Annotated in this window: 14 protein-coding genes and 1 pseudogene; 6 read left to right on the forward strand and 9 right to left on the reverse strand. The window is 71.3% G+C overall.

Annotation, left to right across the window (positions count from 1 at the left end):
- Positions 1-2: 2 nt before the first annotated feature.
- Positions 3-866, forward strand: a complete 864-nt coding sequence (locus NBY69_RS23055; protein ID WP_250303200.1) for a triacylglycerol lipase — start codon at positions 3-5, stop codon at positions 864-866.
- A gap of 114 nt (positions 867-980) precedes the next feature.
- Positions 981-1,553 (forward strand): annotated as a pseudogene (locus NBY69_RS23060) (class I SAM-dependent methyltransferase); the annotation flags it as partial.
- Between the two features lie 140 nt (positions 1,554-1,693).
- Here NBY69_RS23060 and NBY69_RS23065 read toward each other — a convergent pair.
- Positions 1,694-2,176 carry a DUF402 domain-containing protein gene (locus tag NBY69_RS23065; RefSeq protein WP_250303201.1) on the reverse strand — a complete coding sequence of 161 codons (483 nt, stop codon included), beginning with the start codon at positions 2,174-2,176 and terminating at the stop codon, positions 1,694-1,696.
- A 140-nt stretch (positions 2,177-2,316) separates the two neighbouring features.
- Between NBY69_RS23065 and NBY69_RS23070 the strand changes: the two genes are divergently transcribed.
- Positions 2,317-2,691: a GntR family transcriptional regulator gene (locus tag NBY69_RS23070; protein ID WP_250303202.1), complete on the forward strand. Its 375-nt coding sequence runs from the start codon at positions 2,317-2,319 to the stop codon at positions 2,689-2,691.
- 109 nt (positions 2,692-2,800) lie between these two features.
- Here the strand turns inward: NBY69_RS23070 and NBY69_RS23075 are convergent, their stop codons facing one another.
- Positions 2,801-3,895, reverse strand: coding sequence for a DUF5925 domain-containing protein (locus tag NBY69_RS23075; protein WP_250303203.1), 1,095 nt, complete (start codon positions 3,893-3,895; stop codon positions 2,801-2,803).
- A gap of 266 nt (positions 3,896-4,161) precedes the next feature.
- Between NBY69_RS23075 and NBY69_RS23080 the strand changes: the two genes are divergently transcribed.
- Both NBY69_RS23080 and NBY69_RS23085 read left to right on the forward strand, forming a co-directional pair.
- Positions 4,162-4,971, forward strand: coding sequence for an SGNH/GDSL hydrolase family protein (locus NBY69_RS23080; protein ID WP_250303204.1), 810 nt, complete (start codon positions 4,162-4,164; stop codon positions 4,969-4,971).
- 236 nt (positions 4,972-5,207) lie between these two features.
- A complete protein-coding gene (locus NBY69_RS23085) occupies positions 5,208-5,471 on the forward strand; it encodes a hypothetical protein (protein WP_250303205.1) in 264 nt (87 codons plus the stop codon).
- A 265-nt stretch (positions 5,472-5,736) separates the two neighbouring features.
- On the opposite strand, the gene NBY69_RS23090 is transcribed toward NBY69_RS23085, so the two are convergent.
- Together NBY69_RS23090 and NBY69_RS23095 are read right to left on the reverse strand one after the other, a co-directional pair.
- Entirely contained in the window at positions 5,737-6,519 is a 783-nt protein-coding gene (locus tag NBY69_RS23090; RefSeq protein ID WP_250303206.1) for an ABC transporter permease, read from the reverse strand.
- Positions 6,516-7,466 (reverse strand): ATP-binding cassette domain-containing protein, encoded by a 951-nt coding sequence (locus NBY69_RS23095; protein WP_250303207.1) that lies wholly within the window; start codon positions 7,464-7,466, stop codon positions 6,516-6,518. Before NBY69_RS23095 ends, NBY69_RS23090 begins: the two co-directional genes overlap by 4 nt.
- Before the next feature lie 63 nt (positions 7,467-7,529).
- Here NBY69_RS23095 and NBY69_RS23100 point away from each other — a divergent pair, with 63 nt between their 5' ends.
- Positions 7,530-8,249 carry a TetR/AcrR family transcriptional regulator gene (locus NBY69_RS23100; RefSeq protein WP_250303208.1) on the forward strand — a complete coding sequence of 240 codons (720 nt, stop codon included), beginning with the start codon at positions 7,530-7,532 and terminating at the stop codon, positions 8,247-8,249.
- 8 nt (positions 8,250-8,257) lie between these two features.
- Here the strand turns inward: NBY69_RS23100 and NBY69_RS23105 are convergent, their stop codons facing one another.
- The 5 genes from NBY69_RS23105 to NBY69_RS23125 form a co-directional block, all read right to left on the reverse strand.
- A complete protein-coding gene (locus NBY69_RS23105) occupies positions 8,258-9,481 on the reverse strand; it encodes a type ISP restriction/modification enzyme (protein WP_250303209.1) in 1,224 nt (407 codons plus the stop codon).
- Positions 9,482-9,595: 114 nt separating this feature from the next.
- Complete coding sequence (locus tag NBY69_RS23110) at positions 9,596-10,711, reverse strand: hypothetical protein (RefSeq protein ID WP_250303210.1); 1,116 nt, start codon at positions 10,709-10,711, stop codon at positions 9,596-9,598.
- A gap of 13 nt (positions 10,712-10,724) precedes the next feature.
- Positions 10,725-11,858: an SPFH domain-containing protein gene (locus NBY69_RS23115; RefSeq protein WP_250303211.1), complete on the reverse strand. Its 1,134-nt coding sequence runs from the start codon at positions 11,856-11,858 to the stop codon at positions 10,725-10,727.
- 99 nt (positions 11,859-11,957) lie between these two features.
- Positions 11,958-14,228 carry an MMPL family transporter gene (locus tag NBY69_RS23120; RefSeq protein ID WP_250303212.1) on the reverse strand — a complete coding sequence of 757 codons (2,271 nt, stop codon included), beginning with the start codon at positions 14,226-14,228 and terminating at the stop codon, positions 11,958-11,960.
- A gap of 189 nt (positions 14,229-14,417) precedes the next feature.
- Positions 14,418-15,167 carry a GntR family transcriptional regulator gene (locus tag NBY69_RS23125; RefSeq protein WP_250303213.1) on the reverse strand — a complete coding sequence of 250 codons (750 nt, stop codon included), beginning with the start codon at positions 15,165-15,167 and terminating at the stop codon, positions 14,418-14,420.
- Positions 15,168-15,193 lie beyond the last annotated feature (26 nt).

Genomic DNA, 15,193 nt, shown 5'->3' on the forward strand with positions numbered 1-15,193 from the left:
CGATGCTGCCCTGGAAACGTGCGCTCGGACCCCTCTCCGCGCTGGCCCTGGCGGTCACGGCCGCCGTGGTTCCCGCCGCCACCACAGCGCAGGCCGCCTCCGCCCCCAGCAGCGGCTGGAACAACTACTCCTGCAAGCCGTCCGCGGCCCACCCCCGCCCCGTCGTCCTGGTCCCGGGAACCCTCGGCAACGCGACCGACAACTTCCTCGCGCTCGCCCCGTACCTGGTCGACCGCGGCTACTGCGTCTTCTCCCTCGACTACGGGCAACTCCCGGGCGAGACCCTCTTCGACGGGCTCGGCCCGATCGACAAGTCGGCCGAACAGCTCTCCGGCTTCGTCGACAAGGTGCTCGCGGCGACCGGTGCGCCGAAGGCCGACCTCGTCGGCCACTCGCAGGGCGGCATGATGCCGAACTACTACATCAAGTTCCTCGGCGGTGCGGCCGAGGTGAACTCCCTGACCGGCATCGCGCCCGACAACCACGGCACGACCCTGTCGGGTCTCACCAAACTCCTGCCGTACTTCCCGGGCGCAGCCGACATCCTCCAGAAGGGCGCACCGGGACTCGCCGACCAGGTCGCGGGCTCGCCCTTCATCAGCAAGCTGAACTCGGTGCCCGACACGGTTCCGGGGGTGCACTACACCGTCATCGCCACCAAGTACGACGAGGTGGTCACCCCGTACCGGACCCAGTTCCTGGACGGACCCGACGTCGACAACGTCCTGCTCCAGGACAAGTGCGCCGCCGACCTCTCCGAACACGTCGTCATCGGGCTCACCGACCGGATCGCCTACCACGAGGTCGCCAACGCCCTCGACCCCGCCCACGCCACCCCCACTACCTGCGCCTCCGCCATCGGCTGAGCGCGCCCGCACGACCGGCCCGACCGGCGCGGCGTTCCCAGGTCAGGAGGGGCGCCGCGCGTTCGCCGACGCGGGATCAGCCGGATTGTCAGTGGTACCTGAGAGCATCGGCGCATGACGATCAACTGGGATACCGTTGCCGACACTTTCGACGAGGGCGCCGACCACGGCCTGCGTGACCCCGGTGTGCGGGAGGCCTGGGCGGGGCGGATGAAGCGCTGGCTGCCGGGGGAGCGGGCCGAGATCCTCGACGTCGGCTGCGGTACGGGCAGCCTGGCCCTCCTTGCCACCGGACAGGGCCACCGGGTCACCGCGGTGGACCTCTCGCCCCGGATGGCCGACCAGGCGCGGGCCAAGCTGGCCGGCACCGATGCCGAGGTGCTGGTGGGGGACGCCGCCCTGCCGCCGGTCGGTGAGCGCAGCTTCGACGTGGTGCTGGCCCGCCACGTGGTCTGGCTGCTGCCCGACCACGAGGCCGCGCTCAAGCACTGGTGCTCCCTGCTGAACCCGGGCGGCCGGCTCGTACTCGTCGAAGGGGTGTGGGGCGGAGTGGGGCTCTCCGCGGGCCAGCTGATGGCCGCCCTCGACCCGCTCACCGAGTCCGTCCACCACGAACTGCTCTCGGCCGACCCGGCGTTGTGGGGGCACGAGGTCGACGACGAGCGGTACGTACTGGTGGCCAAGGCCTGAGACGGACCGGCGGGCCGGGACGACGCGCCGGGCCGGGCCGTCGCGGCTCCTGGACGGGGGCTTCCCGGGCCGTACCGCCTTCCTGGGGGCGTCGTGGGACATCACACCGAACGGGTGCTCAGCTACGGGCGATCCGGTCAGGAGTGCGGCAACTGCCCGCGTTCGGCGAGGAGTTCCAGCTCGTCCAGGGCCTGCACGGCACGGCTCGCCGCTTCCGGGTCGCGCGCGGCGAGACCGCTCGCCTCGAATTCGTCCTCGTCCAGCCGGAGGATGTCGGCCCCGTCCGCCGACACCCACAGGTCGAGGTCCAGATCCTCGACCACCAGCTCACCGTCACCGACCACGGCCGGGCGGGTCACGTCGCAGTACCAGCCCTTCAGTTCACCCGTCCCGGCGCGCACCTCCTTCACCGCGTACCACCGGTCGCGCCAGTAGTGCTCGGTGAAGACATCGCCGGGCTCGAAGCGGACGAACCCGAAGTCCCGTACGCCGTTCCCGGCCCACTCCGCCCGTACGGTCACCCGGGTGCCGTCGTCCGAGAGCACCGTCGCCGGATAGGCGATCTTCGTCCGTCCCGCCTTCGTCAGCACCACGCCGACCTCGGCCGAGTTCTCGGGCATGCCGTACCTCCGTCGCACAGATCTCGTACCGGACCGCTTGTCGTCAGGGGAGAGTAGGCGGGCGCCATGACCGGGCGCCTCCCCATTATTTCTCCGCCGCAGGGCGCGGAGCGGGGACCGGAATGGGGGAGAATCGGAGGGTGACTCTGAAGATCGCCATTGATACGGATTCCGCCACCGCCCCGTACGAGCAACTGCGGGCCCGGATCGCCGAACAGGCGCGCTCGGGCAGACTCCCGGTGGGGTACCGGCTGCCGACGGTTCGCGGCCTGGCCGGGGAGTTGGGGCTCGCCGCGAACACGGTCGCCAAGGCCTACCGGGCGCTGGAGACCGACGGCGTGATCGAGACGCGGGGGCGCAACGGCACCTTTGTCGCTGCCGCCGGGGACGCGGCGGAGCGGGAGGCGGCGGAGGCGGCGCGGGTCTTCGCCGAGCGGGCGGTACGGCTGGGGCTCGGGCAGCAGGCGGCGCGGGCCGCCGTCGATGACGCGCTGCGGGCCGCGTACGCGAAGTAACCGGCCGGGGAAGGGACTTGGCCCGGTCCCGGCCGCGTTCACCTCAAGGGTTCACGCGCGGCGATTCCGGCGCCGACCGGTCCGGGCCCGCTCCGGACCCGGGCCCGCGTCACAGGTACAGCCCCGCGTCGACGCCCCGCTCCTGCGCCGGTACGGACGCCGGTCCCGCCCCGCGCCGCAGCGCGTACAGCTCCGCCAGCGTCGTGCCCTCCCGCCCGAGCCCCACTTCCGTACCGAGCCAGGCCGCCGACTCCTTGCGGGTCAGCGGGCCGACCTCGATACGTGCGAGGCAGCGGCCCGGACGGACCACCGCGGGGTGCAGGCGCTCCAGATCCTCGTTGGTGGTGACGCCGACCAGGACGTTCCGGCCCTGCCCGAGGAGTCCGTCCGTGAGGTTCAGCAGACGGGACAGTGCCTGGCCCGCCGTGTGCTTGGCCTCGCCGCGGATGAGTTCGTCGCAGTCCTCCAGCAACAGCAGCCGCCAACGGCCCTTCGCCGAACCGTCGTCCTCGCCGATCGCGATGTCCATCAGATAGCCGACGTCGTTGAACAGCCGCTCCGGGTCGAGTACGCAGTCGACCTGGCACCAGTCGCGCCAGGAACGGGCCAGGGTCCGCAGCGCGGACGTCTTGCCGGTGCCGGGCGGGCCGTGCAGCAGAAGCAGCCGGCCCGAGATGTCGTCGGGTGTGACCTTCATGAGGCCGTCCAGCGCCTCGGCCACCGGCATCGTGTAGTTGACGCGCACGTCCTCCCAGGTGCCGGCCGCGATCTGCCGGGTCGTGCGGTGCGGGCCGCGGCGCGGGGAGACGTACCAGAAGCCCATGGTGACGTTCTCGGGCTGCGGTTCGGGCTCGTCCTGCGCGCCGTCCGTGGACTGGGCGAGGACCTTCGCCGCCAGTTCCTCGCTGACCGCGGTCACCGTGACATCGGCGCCCCGGTTCCAGCGGGAGACCAGCAGGGTCCAGCCCTCGCCCTCGGCGAGCGTCGCGCTGCGGTCGTCGTCACGCGCCGCGCGCAGCACGGTCGCTCCTGGCGGCACCAGGGTGAGCCCCTTCTTGACGCGGTCGATCGTCGAACTGTGCGAGTACGGCTGCTCGCCCGTGGCGAAGCGGCCGAGGAACAGCGCATCGACGACATCGGACGGCGAATCGCTGTCGTCGACGTTGAGCCGGATCGGCAGGGATGCCTCAGGGTTTGCGGACATGGCGCCCATGATCCGGCACACGGGCGACCGGCGCACGCCCTTTGTGGTAGGTGGCGCGGGCGGGCGCGTGCGGCGCGTGTGCTGACGAACTGTCATCGATCGGGTGGTTGAACGGAGTTTCCCCCCGAAGGGCCGAATGCCGGGCTTCAATGGCGATGAGATGACTCCGGGCCGTCGAAGCTTCGAATAATTGGCATGGACACTTCCAGTTCATGGGCGTGGCCTGGTACGACAGACGTGGCGGAAATCCTGCTAAGGGAGGTTCCATGAAACTGTCCAGATTTGCGACTCTCTCGTCCTCGGTCCTGCTCGCCGTCGGACTCGCCCTCACCGGGGCGGGGGCGGCACAGGGTGCTCAACAGGCCGCATCCACCAGCTATGTGGCCCTCGGTGACTCGTACTCGGCGGGCGTCGGATCGGGCAGCTACGACAGTGCCAGCGGGGACTGCAAGCGCAGCACCCTCGCGTATCCGAAGCTCTGGGCGGCTGCCCACGCGCCCTCGTCGTTCGCCTTCGTGGCATGTTCGGGCGCCCGTACGGGTGATGTCCTGTCCAGCCAGCTCTCGGCTCTCACCTCGTCGACCAGCCTGGTCTCCCTCACCATCGGCGGCAACGACGCCGGTTTCGCGAGCACCATGACCGACTGCGTACTGCACTCCGAGTCCACCTGCCTCGCGAGTCTCGCCACGGCCAACAGCTACATCGACTCGACCCTCCCGGGTCTGCTCGACAAGGTGTACTCGGCGATCAGCGCCAAGTCCCCTTCGGCGCACGTGGTCGTGCTCGGCTACCCGCGCTTCTACCAGCTGAACGGCAGCTGCATCGTCGGACTGAGCGAGACCGAGCGCGCCGCGATCAACGCGGCGTCCGACCACCTCAACTCCGTCACCGCCAAGCGGGCCGCCGACCACGGCTTCGCCTTCGGTGACATCGCCTCCGCCTTCACCGGGCACGAGATCTGCTCCTCGAACAGTTGGCTGCACAGCGTCAACCTGCTCGATCTGACCGAGTCGTACCACCCCACGGCAGCCGGTCAGTCCGGTGGCTATCTGCCGGTGCTCAACGCCCAGGACTGACACGCGTCGGCCAGGGAGGGGGCCCCGCCGGCCGGGGCCCCCGTACGCCAGGACCCCCGGAGCGGCCGGTCCGGCCGGCAGGACGCAACTCGCCCTGGAATCAGACGCATTCGGAGAGTCACGTCAACCTCCGTACGGGGCCGGTGAATCCGGCGCCCGGGATACACGGGTGTGGCCGAGGGGCGATAGGGTTACTGTGCGCCGGGCCGGATGCCCTTGTACGGGTGGGGAGTGACATGGAACAGATAACAGTGCGCAGCAGGCCACGAGTGCCTGCGATCACCTGCGGAAGCGGCGCGACCAGTTCGCGTCTCGACCGCCATCTCTCGGTGCTGGGCGGCCCTGTCGTCCCTCAGCGGGAGTCGGCAGAAGCGACGTCCCTGATGCGTGAGCTCACCTCGCGTGACGTCGCACACTCCAGCACGAGCAGGGGTGCACGCGTCAAGCTCTTCGCGCCCCTGCGGCGGCTGCGCCGCTCGCTCTTCGGCAGCCGCGGCTGAAGTCTCCGAACCGGAACGACCGATCCACGATCGAGCGACCACACCGTCCCGGTGCGGCGCTGCTCACGTCCCGCCCGTCATTCCCGGGGCGCGCAGTGGCGCTTCGGTGTGTTCGCCGGTCCGCGGGGCCTGACCTTCCGTGAGCCCGGTCCGGCAGGCTCTCTTCCGTTCGCGAGTCCGGTCCGTCCCGCGAGTCCTCCCCAGCTCGCAGGCCGACCGGTTGCGGACCTGGCCCCACCACCCCTCGGACGAGGGTATTTTCCGTCTACTTCCCGCCGTGGGCGTACCGGCGGACCGTGAGCGGAACGAACACCGCGAGCAGCACCAGCGACCACAGCAGCGAGCCCGCGACCGGATGGAGCAGCGGCCAGGCGGCATCCGCCGCGGGTCGCGCGTTGCCGCACAGCTCGCGCACCGCCGTGGCCACCGCGCTGATGGGATTCCACTCCGTCACCGTCCGCAGCCATCCCGGCATTCCGTCCGTCGGGATGTAGGCGCCGGAGAGCAGCGGAAGGATGAAGGTGGCGCTGCCCAGCTGGCCCGCGGCCTCTTCGTTGTGGATGAGCAGTCCGAGCCAGCAGCCGACCCAGCTGGTCGCGAGGCGGAAGAGCAGCAGGACACCGAAGGCCGCGAGCGCGTGCAACGGGCCGCCCTCGATGCGCCACCCCACCGCGAGCCCCACCAGGGCCAGCGGCACCATTCCGGCCGCTGTGAGGAGAGTGTCCGCCGCGGTCTGCCCCAGCGGTACCGCGGCGCGGCTGACCGGCATGGTGCGGAAGCGGTCCATCACGCCCCGGTGCGAGTCCTGGGCCGCCTGGAACATCCCGGTCATGATGCCGTTGGACGCGGTCGCCGCGAGCAGGCCCGGCAGCAGGTACGCGCGGTACTGCCCGCCGGGCATCGCGAGCGCGCTGCCGAAGACGTAGCCGAAGAAGAGCAGCATCGTGATCGGCATGGTCTGGGTCAGGACCGGCACGCCCGGGGCGCGGCGGATCCGCCGGAGATGGCGGCCGAGCATGGCCGTTCCGTCGTGGACGAGGGCGCTCATGCCATGGCCTCCGTCCGGTCGGTGAGCCGGATGAAGACCTCGTCGAGGGTCGGCGGCCGCAGACTCGCGTCGAGGACCGGTACACCGGCGGCGTCGAGTTCGCGGACGATGCGCGGCAGGGTGAGCGACGGGTCGACCACCGTCACCCCGACCGTGTGCCGTTCGTGGTCCAGCCGGGGCTCGGCGCCGGTCAGCTGGTCGAGTACACCGGCCGCGGCGGCCATCGCCGACTCGTGGGCGACCATCACCTCCGCGTAACTGCCGATGCGGGCCTTCAGCTCGGCCGGCGTGCCGGTGACCGTGACCCGGCCCCGGTCCACCAGCACGATGTCGTCGGCCAGTTGATCGGCCTCCTCCAGGTACTGCGTGGTCAGCAGTACGGTCGTGCCGCTCCCCGCCAGCTCGCGCACCGCGTCCTGGATCCGGCCGCGACTCTGCGGGTCGAGGCCCGTCGTCGGCTCGTCGAGGAAGAGGACGGCGGGCCGGGAGACCAGGCTGGAGGCCAGATCCAGCCGTCGGCGCATCCCGCCCGAGTAGGTGCGGGCGGGGCGGTCGGCGACCTCGGTGAGGCCGAACCGCGCCAGGAGCTCACCGGCGCGCGCCCGGCCCGCCGCACCCCTGATGCCGAGCAGCCCGGCGAAGAGCCGCAGGTTCTCCCGGCCCGTCAGTTCGCCGTCGACCGAGGCGTACTGGCCGGCCACCCCGATGGCGCCGCGGACGCCGCCCGGGTCGCGGCGGAGGTCGTGCCCGGCGACGGTGGCGCTGCCCGCGTCGGCGGTCGTCAGTGTGGTGAGGACGCGCAAGGCGGTCGTCTTGCCCGCCCCGTTGGGTCCGAGCATCCCGCAGACCGTGCCCTCGGCGACGGCCAGATCGAGCCCCCGCAGGGCACGCACCGTGCCGAACCGCTTCTCCAGACCCTCACTAAGTACAGCGTACGTAGTTGTCATGCGGGAACCATAGCGCACTACGTACGGTGTACGTAACTAAGATGGTGGGCGAGGTGATGATCCATGGCGGGGCGACCTGCTGAACCCGAAGTGATCTGGGCCCGTCCCGAGCGGGCCGGGCGCGGCCCCCGTCCCGCGTACAGCCGGGCCGACATCGCGGCCGAAGCCGTACGCATCGCCGACGCGGAAGGGATGGCGGCCGTCTCCATGCGCCGGGTGGCGGCCGGACTCGGCTGCGGAACGATGTCGCTGTACAACTACGTCCCCCACAAGGAGGACCTGTACGAGTTGATGTTCGACGCGGCGGCCGGTGAGCACGACCTGACCGGTGAACCGTCGGGCGACTGGCGGGCCGACACGCTGGACCTCGCGCGCCGGGCCCGCGCGATCATGCGCAGACACCCGTGGATGGCGCAGGTGATGGCGCCGAACCGCGGCTTCACGCCGAACGGGCTGCGCTTCATCGACCACAGCCTGGCCTGCCTGGAGCCGCTCGATGTGTCCTACGGCGAGAAGATGGAGCTGATCGCGATGGTCAGCGGGCTGGTCCTCACGTATGTCGCCAACGAGGTCCAGACCGCCGAGCGGACCCGGGCCCTGCCGTGGTCCGCCGAGCAGGAGCAGGCGGTCCGAACGGCCTATCTGGTGCGGGAGATCGGCTCGGGCCGCTATCCGCATCTGGCGGCGGCGTTCACGGATGCGGCGCCGCCGCCGGACATGGACGCCTACTTCGACCGGGCGGTGACCCGGGTGCTCGACTCGTTCGTGCCCACGGACGGGTGACGACCGGGTCACACCAGGGCGAACTGACCTTCAGGGCCCTCCTCGTGATGGTCGAGCACCGAAGCGGGGAGGCGCGCCGCCGCGGGTACCGGAAGGACGCCCGCCGCCTCCAGCTCGGCCCGCCCGATACGCGGGCCCGACGCCAGCTCCCGCCGTAACTCCCGCTGATCGCACCGGAGTCCGGCCAGCAGGGCCAGCACGGTGATCAGCTCCAGCAGTTCGGAGTTCCACTCGGGGAGCCAGCCGCCCGGCCGCAGTGCCTCCAGCGTGCCGGGCTCCGCGGGAGCGGTCCTGCGCGCGAACCACAGGTCGAGCACCCGGACCCCGCCCGCCGTGAAGTCCCAGGCCCCGGCGGGCACCGGCGAGATGCGCCCGGTGCCGAGCAGCAGAGCCTCCTCGCCGGGGTCGTACGTGAGCGCCTCGGGCCGGGGCGGGACGGCGGCCCGCACGTAGGGCCGGCGGCCCCCGGGCAGCCGGGGCCGGTCACCGCCGCGCGCCCCGCGCAGCTGGATCCGCAGCAACTGCTCTCCCAGTTCGGCCCCGGACGACCAGAGCCGCGGGTCCGCGGTCAGTGGTACACCGCACCCGCCGGGCACCGGCCCGGCCGCGGCCACCGCCCAGGCGAGTATCTGCTCGGCGGTGACCTCCTGCCGGTAGCGCGCGGTGAGCAGATCCGCCAGCCCCGGAGCGATATTGGGCTCGGCCCCGCCGGGCCTGCGGTGCAGCGGCCTGATCCGGCCGGACCGGCCCGCCGGGGAACGGCCGTCCGGGAGTACCGCCGAGACCAGCAGCGCCGGGCCCGGGTCTCCCGCCGCGCCGTCTCCCGCCGTGCCGGGCTGTTCGACGGCGAAGAGCTGGTGCTCGTCGGCGACCCGCCACAGCTCCGGGCGTGCGGCGTCCAGCAGCCGGTGATCGGGGATCAGCCACTGCTCGTCGAACGGGCCGAGGCCGAACCGTACCGGTGCGGGACACGGGCCCGACTCCCGGCTGAAGCGGCCCGTCCCGGTGGGCTGTCCCGGCAGCGCGGACACGGAACTCTCCGGCGTCCTGGCCCTGGTGGGGCGGAACAGCCGTTCCCGCTCGGGCCCTTCGGCCCGTACCAGCGTGTCCCAACGGGCCTTGAGCGAACGGGCGTCGGGCGCCACCACCCAGTCGCGCCCCAGCCGTGGGGACCTCACCGACCAGGGCATCAGATCGTCGAGCAGGGGAACGTCATCCGTCACGGTCCGCATGCTAGGGCCTCTCGTGCCGCAGCCCGCAAGGTTCGACGGGGCACCGTGCGTTCCCCGACACACGAAAGGGGGGCGCCGGCCAACCTGCCCAGCGCCCCCCTTCCCGAACCGGCTCTACTTTCTGACCACCAGGAGGACGATCACCGCGATGACGGCGAGGGCAGCCACCACCGTGGCGGCGATCTTGCCCTTGCTGTACGGGCGTTCGCCGATCACCTCGGCGGTGCGGGCGTTGACCATGACCTGCCAGCTCTTGCCCGCGTACAGGTAGGTCAGGAACCACACGGGCAGCAGCATCAGCTTGAAGGTGAGCCCCGAGTACCGGGTGTCCACCGAGTGCACCCGCTGCTCGTCACCGCCGATGTCCTTGCGGCAGTCGGACCTGATGACCTTGGCCATCCGCTCCTTGGCCGTCTCCAGCCCGTCCTCGGGCTCCACGTCGTACCGCACGGTCCGGAACCCCGCCAGGTACTCGGGCTGGAACGGCTTGGCCTCCTCCAGCGGCCACGGCGTCAGCTTGTCCAGCTGTTCGTGGGCGACATGGGTGGTCCCGGCGACCAGTACGTCGTCGAAGTCACGGTCGACCGTCCCGGAGGCCGGATACCAGCGGGTGCGGCGCACCTCGCGGGTCTTGGTGACGGTCTCGCCGTTCTCGGTGGTGGTGTACGTCTCGGTCACGTAGTAGTACACGCCACGCTGGCCGCGGTAGTCGGAGACCGTCTCCGCGTCGTACGTCCAGTGCGGCAGGTAGCTGCCCCTGAACGTCTCGGCCTCACTGACCTTCTTCAGGCTGGAGGGCGCGAACCAGCGGGACGACGTCCACTTGCGCAACGCCGTACGGGCCTCGTCGTGGCCCAGGCCGAACGGGACCACCGCCTCCGGTGCCACCCGCTCGGTGGCGTCCGGTTCGGCGACCAGCGCGGTGGCGCAGAACTGGCAGCGTGCGGAGAGGTCGTCGCTCTCGGTGTGGGCGCCGCAGCCCGGACAGACGTACGTCCGGACGCCCTCCGCCGTGGTGCCCAGCGGTTTGGCGGGCAGCGTGGCCAGTTCGTCGAAACTGTGCTCACGGACCTGGCGCGGGACCGCGGTGACCGCCTGCTCATGGCCGCAGTACGGGCAGCGCAGGGCGTCGGAGCCGGGCGCGAACTCCACGGTGGCGCCGCACGCCTGGCACGGGTAGGAACGCGAGACCGCGCCGGGCGCGGCCGAGTTCTGCTCGTCGGTGCTCATCGTCCTGCCGCTCTCAGGCCTGTGGCGGGAGCGGCGGCGGGACGGCGCCGAAGAGTCTGCCCACATCGGGCACCTGGTCGGCGGCCAGCCAGCCGGGCATCCCGTCCTTCCAGACGAGCGACGCCCGGGTCAGGGTGCCCGCGCTCACCAGACCGGCCAGCGCGGCGCTGTCGTACGGCCCCTGCTGGGCGCCGTTGACACCGACGAACCACTGGTCCTGGGCGGGCAGCGGCGGCGGGCCCGCCGCAGGGGCGGGGGCAGCGGCGGGCGCCGGAGCGGCAGCCCCGGGCTGGGGGGTGAGCCCGGCGGCCATCCGCTGTCCGGCGGCCATGCCGAGTCCCAGGCCCATGCCTTCGCCGACCCCGCTGCCGGGGGTGCGGGCACCGGCGGCGAGCGCGTCGGCGGCCTGGAACTGGCTGTACTGGTCGAGGTTGCCCGCGATCCCCATCCGGGAACGGGTGTCGATGGCCTCCTCGACCTCGGGCGGCAGCGAGATGTTCTCGATGATGAACTTGGGGACGGCGATACCGACCGGCTTCAGTTCCTCGGTGAGCACCCCCGCCAGCCTGGTGCCGATCTCGTCCTGCCGGGTCGCCAGATCCAGCATCGGTACGCCCGAGGTGGCGAGCGCGCTGCCCAGCTTGCCGACGATCAGCTGGCGCAGGTACTCCTGCACTTCCTCGGTGCGGAACTGCGGGTCGGTGCCCGCCAGTTCACGCAGCAGCGCGGCCGGGTCCACCACCCGCGCGGCGTAGGCGCCGAAGGCCCGCAGCCGTACCATCCCGAACTCGGGGTCACGGACGATGACGGGGTTCTGCGTGCCCCACTTCATGTCGGTGAACTGACGGGTGGTGACGAAGTACACCTCGGCCTTGAAAGGCGAGTTGAAGCCGTACTTCCAGCCCTTCAGGGTGGCGAGCACCGGAAGGTTCTGTGTCTCCAGGGTGTACGTACCCGGCTCGAAGACGTCGGCTATCCGGCCCTCGTTGACGAAGACCGCGGTCTGCGACTCGCGTACGACGAGCCGGGCGCCCATCTTGATCTCGTTGTCGTGCCGCGGGAACCGCCACACGATGGTGTCCCGGCTGTCGTCGGTCCATTCGACGATGTCAATGAATTCCCCGCGGATGCTGTCGAACAGCCCCATGGAACCTCCCCCGCTCGCTGTGGTGTCCCTCTCCGGAACCCGCCACGAAACGATAGCAACCTGCGGTGATACCGGAACGGGCCCGTCCGGCAGGGGGCCTCAGTGCGCTGCGGATCCGGTGTCCGGCCCGCCCTCGGTGTTCACGTGCGGCAGGATCCGGTCCAGCCGGCGCGGCGTCCACCAGGCCGCTCTGCCGAGCAGGGTCATCGCCGCCGGAACCAGCAGCAGCCGCACCACCGTCGCGTCGATCAGCACGCTCACGGCCAGGCCGAGACCCAGCATCTTCACCACGATGTTGTCGCTGATCACGAAGGCGGCGAACACGCTCACCATGATGAGCGCGGCGCAGGTGATGACCAGCGCGGTGATCTCCAGGGCGTGCGCGACGCTCGCCTTCGGGTCGCCGGTGCGCAGCCATGCCTCGTGGACCCGGGTGAGCAGGAAGATCTCGTAGTCCATGCTCAGGCCGAAGACGATCGCGAACATCATCATCGGGACGTAACTCTCGACGGGCACCTTGCCCGACACCCCCAGCGCCGGACCGCCCCACCCCCACTGGAAGACGGCCACCACGACCCCGTACGAGGCGGCGATGGACAGGACGTTCAGCACGGCGGCCTTGACCGCGACGAGCAGCCCGCGGAAGACGGCCAGCACGATGAGGAAGGCCAGGGCGACCACCACCGCGATGATCAGCGGCAGCCGGCTGGAGACGATGTCCAGGAAGTCCACCTGGGCGGCGGTCGTTCCCGTCACATAGCCGTGCGCCTTCGTGCCCGAGACGGCGGCGGGCAGCGTGTCGTGGACCAGCCGGTCGGTCAGCCGGGTGGTGGTCTCGTCCTGCGGGGCCTGCTCCGAGTAGGCGGTGCCGACCAGTACGTCCCCGTCCTGGGTGGGCGTCAGCGGGGTGACGGTCGCGGCTCCGGGGACGTCCGTCAGCGCCTTCTGCGCCTGTGAGGCGAGCGCGGAACGGTCCGACGACGGCACCGAGGTCTGGTCGATGACCAGGGTCAGCGGCCCGTTCGAGCCGGGGCCGAAGGCGTGCGTCATCAGGTCGTACGCCCGGCGGTCGGTGAACGACTTCGGGTCGGCGCCGTCCCCGATGTGACCGAGCTGGATGAAGAAGACCGGGACGGCGAGCACCGCGATCACGACCACCCCGCCGGCCAGGAACCACCACGGGCGGCGCTCCACCCGCTGCGCGTACCGGTGCCAGGTGCCGTGAGCCTCCTCGCCGGGCGCGGCGTCCGACTCGGCGACCGGCTTGCGGACCCGGTACTTGTCGATCCGCGGGCCGAGCAGCCCCAGCAGCGCGGGCACCAGGGTGAGCGCTCCGAGGACCGCGGTGACCACGGTGACAGCGGCGGCGACGCCGAGTTTGGAGATGAAGCTGATGCCGGAGACGGACAGCCCGGCCAGGGCGATGACGACCGTGCAGCCGGACACCAGGACCGCGCGCCCGCTGGTGGACACCGCCCGGCCCGCGGCCGTCACCGCTCCGGCGCCGTTCATCAGGCCCTGCCGGTGGCGGGTGATCAGGAACAGCGCGTAGTCGATGCCGACACCGAGGCCGATCATGGTGGCCAGGGTGGGGGCGACCGTGGCGAAGGCGAACGCGGAGGCGAGCAGCCCGAGACAGGCGAGCCCGCAGACGACACCGATCAGCGCGGTCAGCAGGGGCACACCCGCCGCGAGCACGCTGCCGAAGCCGATCACCAGGACCAGGATCGCCACCCCGAAGCCGATGAGTTCGCTGATCCTGTCGTTGGGCTGCGGGCGGGCCAGTTCGCCCAGCGGGCCGCCGTACTCGACGTCGACCCCGGCGGAGCGCAGCGGCTGGACGGCCCGGTCCACGCCGTCGAGGTAGGACGGATCCAGGGTGGAGGGCTGCACATCGAAGCGGACCGTGATGTAGCCGGTCGATCCGTCCGTGGACAGCGGCCCGACGTTCGGGCCCGACTGCGGAGGCGGAGTCGAGCCGTCGGACGGCAGCGGACTCTGCGCGGAGAGCACGTGCGGAAGCTTCTGAAGGCTGCCGATCACCGTGTTCATCTGCGAGCCGAAGTCCGTGAGCGGCTTCGACGTGTCGTGCAGCACGATCTGGCTGCCGTACCCGCCGAGGGCCGGATCGTGCTTCTTCAGGACGTTCTGGCCCTTCTGCGCCTGGGACCCGGGCAGGGAGAAATTGTCGGAGTAGTCACCGCCGTACGTGTGGCTCAGGCCCTGGAGCGCCGCGAGGGCGACCAGCCAGCCCACGATCACCGTCACCCAGTGGCGGGCACACCACTCACCGAGCCCGCGCAGCGCGTCCTTCTTCCCGGGCGCCGCCCGGTGGGACCCCGGGCCGTGCGGCGGCTGAGCCAGCGGCATGCGTCTCTCCCAACGGGAACCGGCGCACGCGGGCCGCCGAGATCTGGAGGAGCCTTCCCGCGCGCTGCTCCGGAACGGGGCACCGTGCGACATGAAGAATTAAAGGCTCAAAACGCTGCTGAGGCATGTGCGGACCGCCGCCGCGACGGGGCGCCTACGGGGGCCAGGGTCCGAAGGGTCCGACGGGCCCTACGGGGCCTCCACGGTGACCGAGAAGGAGAACCGGTCCCCCCGGTAGCGGATCCGGGCCACGTCGACGACCTGTCCCTCCTCGTCGTACGTCACCCCGGTGTAGTGCAGGATCGGCGAGAGCAGCGGGACCTGGAGCAGGTCGGCCGTCACCGGGTCCGCGAGCCGTGCCTCGACCGTGTCGGTGATCCGGCTGATCCGCACCCCCACCCCGTCCCGCAGCACCTTGGTCATCGGCCAGCGCTCCAGGTCGCCGACGTCGACCCGGGCGGCGATCTCCGGGCGGAGCGCGTTCTCCGCCCAGTTGGTGGGCTCCCCGCTGTCGCCGTCGCAGCGCAGCCGGGTGTAGTCGACGATCTCCTCCAGGCCGGGGAAGTACTCGGCGAGCTCACCGGGCACCGGAACCGCGCCGTGCCCCAGTACCGTCGTGCGTTCGCCCGACTGCTGGGCGACGATCGCGTCGATCGACCCCAGCAGCCGGCGCGGAGCGCTCGGGCGGGCGCCGGGGTCGATGAAGGTGCCGCGCCGCCGGTGCCTGGTGATCAGCCCCTCGGTCTCCAGCTCCTTGAGGGCCTGACGCATGGTGAGCACACTGACGCGGTAGTGCCCGGCGAGCTGTTCCTCGGTGGGCAGCCGCAGCGGGTCCTGCGGACGGCGGCCCAGTATCGAGGCGCGCAACGACTGCGAGACCTGGTACCAGAGCGGCAGTCTGCGGTTCAGGACCAGCGAGTCGGGCGCGAAGGCGGTCACCTGGGTCTCCGTACGTACATACGACC

Source organism: Streptomyces sp. A 4/2 (assembly GCF_940670765.1).
In the GTDB taxonomy this organism is placed as follows: Bacteria; Actinomycetota; Actinomycetes; order Streptomycetales; family Streptomycetaceae; genus Streptomyces.

Bases quoted from the DNA above. Each gene is read 5' to 3' on its own strand.
- NBY69_RS23085 (WP_250303205.1), top strand. From the start codon at position 5,208: ATGGAACAGATAACAGTGCGCAGCAGGCCACGAGTGCCTGCGATCACC.
- NBY69_RS23110 (WP_250303210.1), bottom strand. From the start codon at position 10,711: ATGAGCACCGACGAGCAGAACTCGGCCGCGCCCGGCGCGGTCTCGCGT.
- NBY69_RS23105 (WP_250303209.1), bottom strand. From the start codon at position 9,481: ATGCGGACCGTGACGGATGACGTTCCCCTGCTCGACGATCTGATGCCC.
- NBY69_RS23095 (WP_250303207.1), bottom strand. From the start codon at position 7,466: ATGACAACTACGTACGCTGTACTTAGTGAGGGTCTGGAGAAGCGGTTC.
- NBY69_RS23065 (WP_250303201.1), bottom strand. From the start codon at position 2,176: ATGCCCGAGAACTCGGCCGAGGTCGGCGTGGTGCTGACGAAGGCGGGA.
- NBY69_RS23080 (WP_250303204.1), top strand. From the start codon at position 4,162: ATGAAACTGTCCAGATTTGCGACTCTCTCGTCCTCGGTCCTGCTCGCC.
- NBY69_RS23090 (WP_250303206.1), bottom strand. From the start codon at position 6,519: ATGAGCGCCCTCGTCCACGACGGAACGGCCATGCTCGGCCGCCATCTC.
- NBY69_RS23120 (WP_250303212.1), bottom strand. From the start codon at position 14,228: ATGCCGCTGGCTCAGCCGCCGCACGGCCCGGGGTCCCACCGGGCGGCG.
- NBY69_RS23115 (WP_250303211.1), bottom strand. From the start codon at position 11,858: ATGGGGCTGTTCGACAGCATCCGCGGGGAATTCATTGACATCGTCGAA.
- NBY69_RS23055 (WP_250303200.1), top strand. From the start codon at position 3: ATGCTGCCCTGGAAACGTGCGCTCGGACCCCTCTCCGCGCTGGCCCTG.
- NBY69_RS23075 (WP_250303203.1), bottom strand. From the start codon at position 3,895: ATGTCCGCAAACCCTGAGGCATCCCTGCCGATCCGGCTCAACGTCGAC.
- NBY69_RS23100 (WP_250303208.1), top strand. From the start codon at position 7,530: ATGGCGGGGCGACCTGCTGAACCCGAAGTGATCTGGGCCCGTCCCGAG.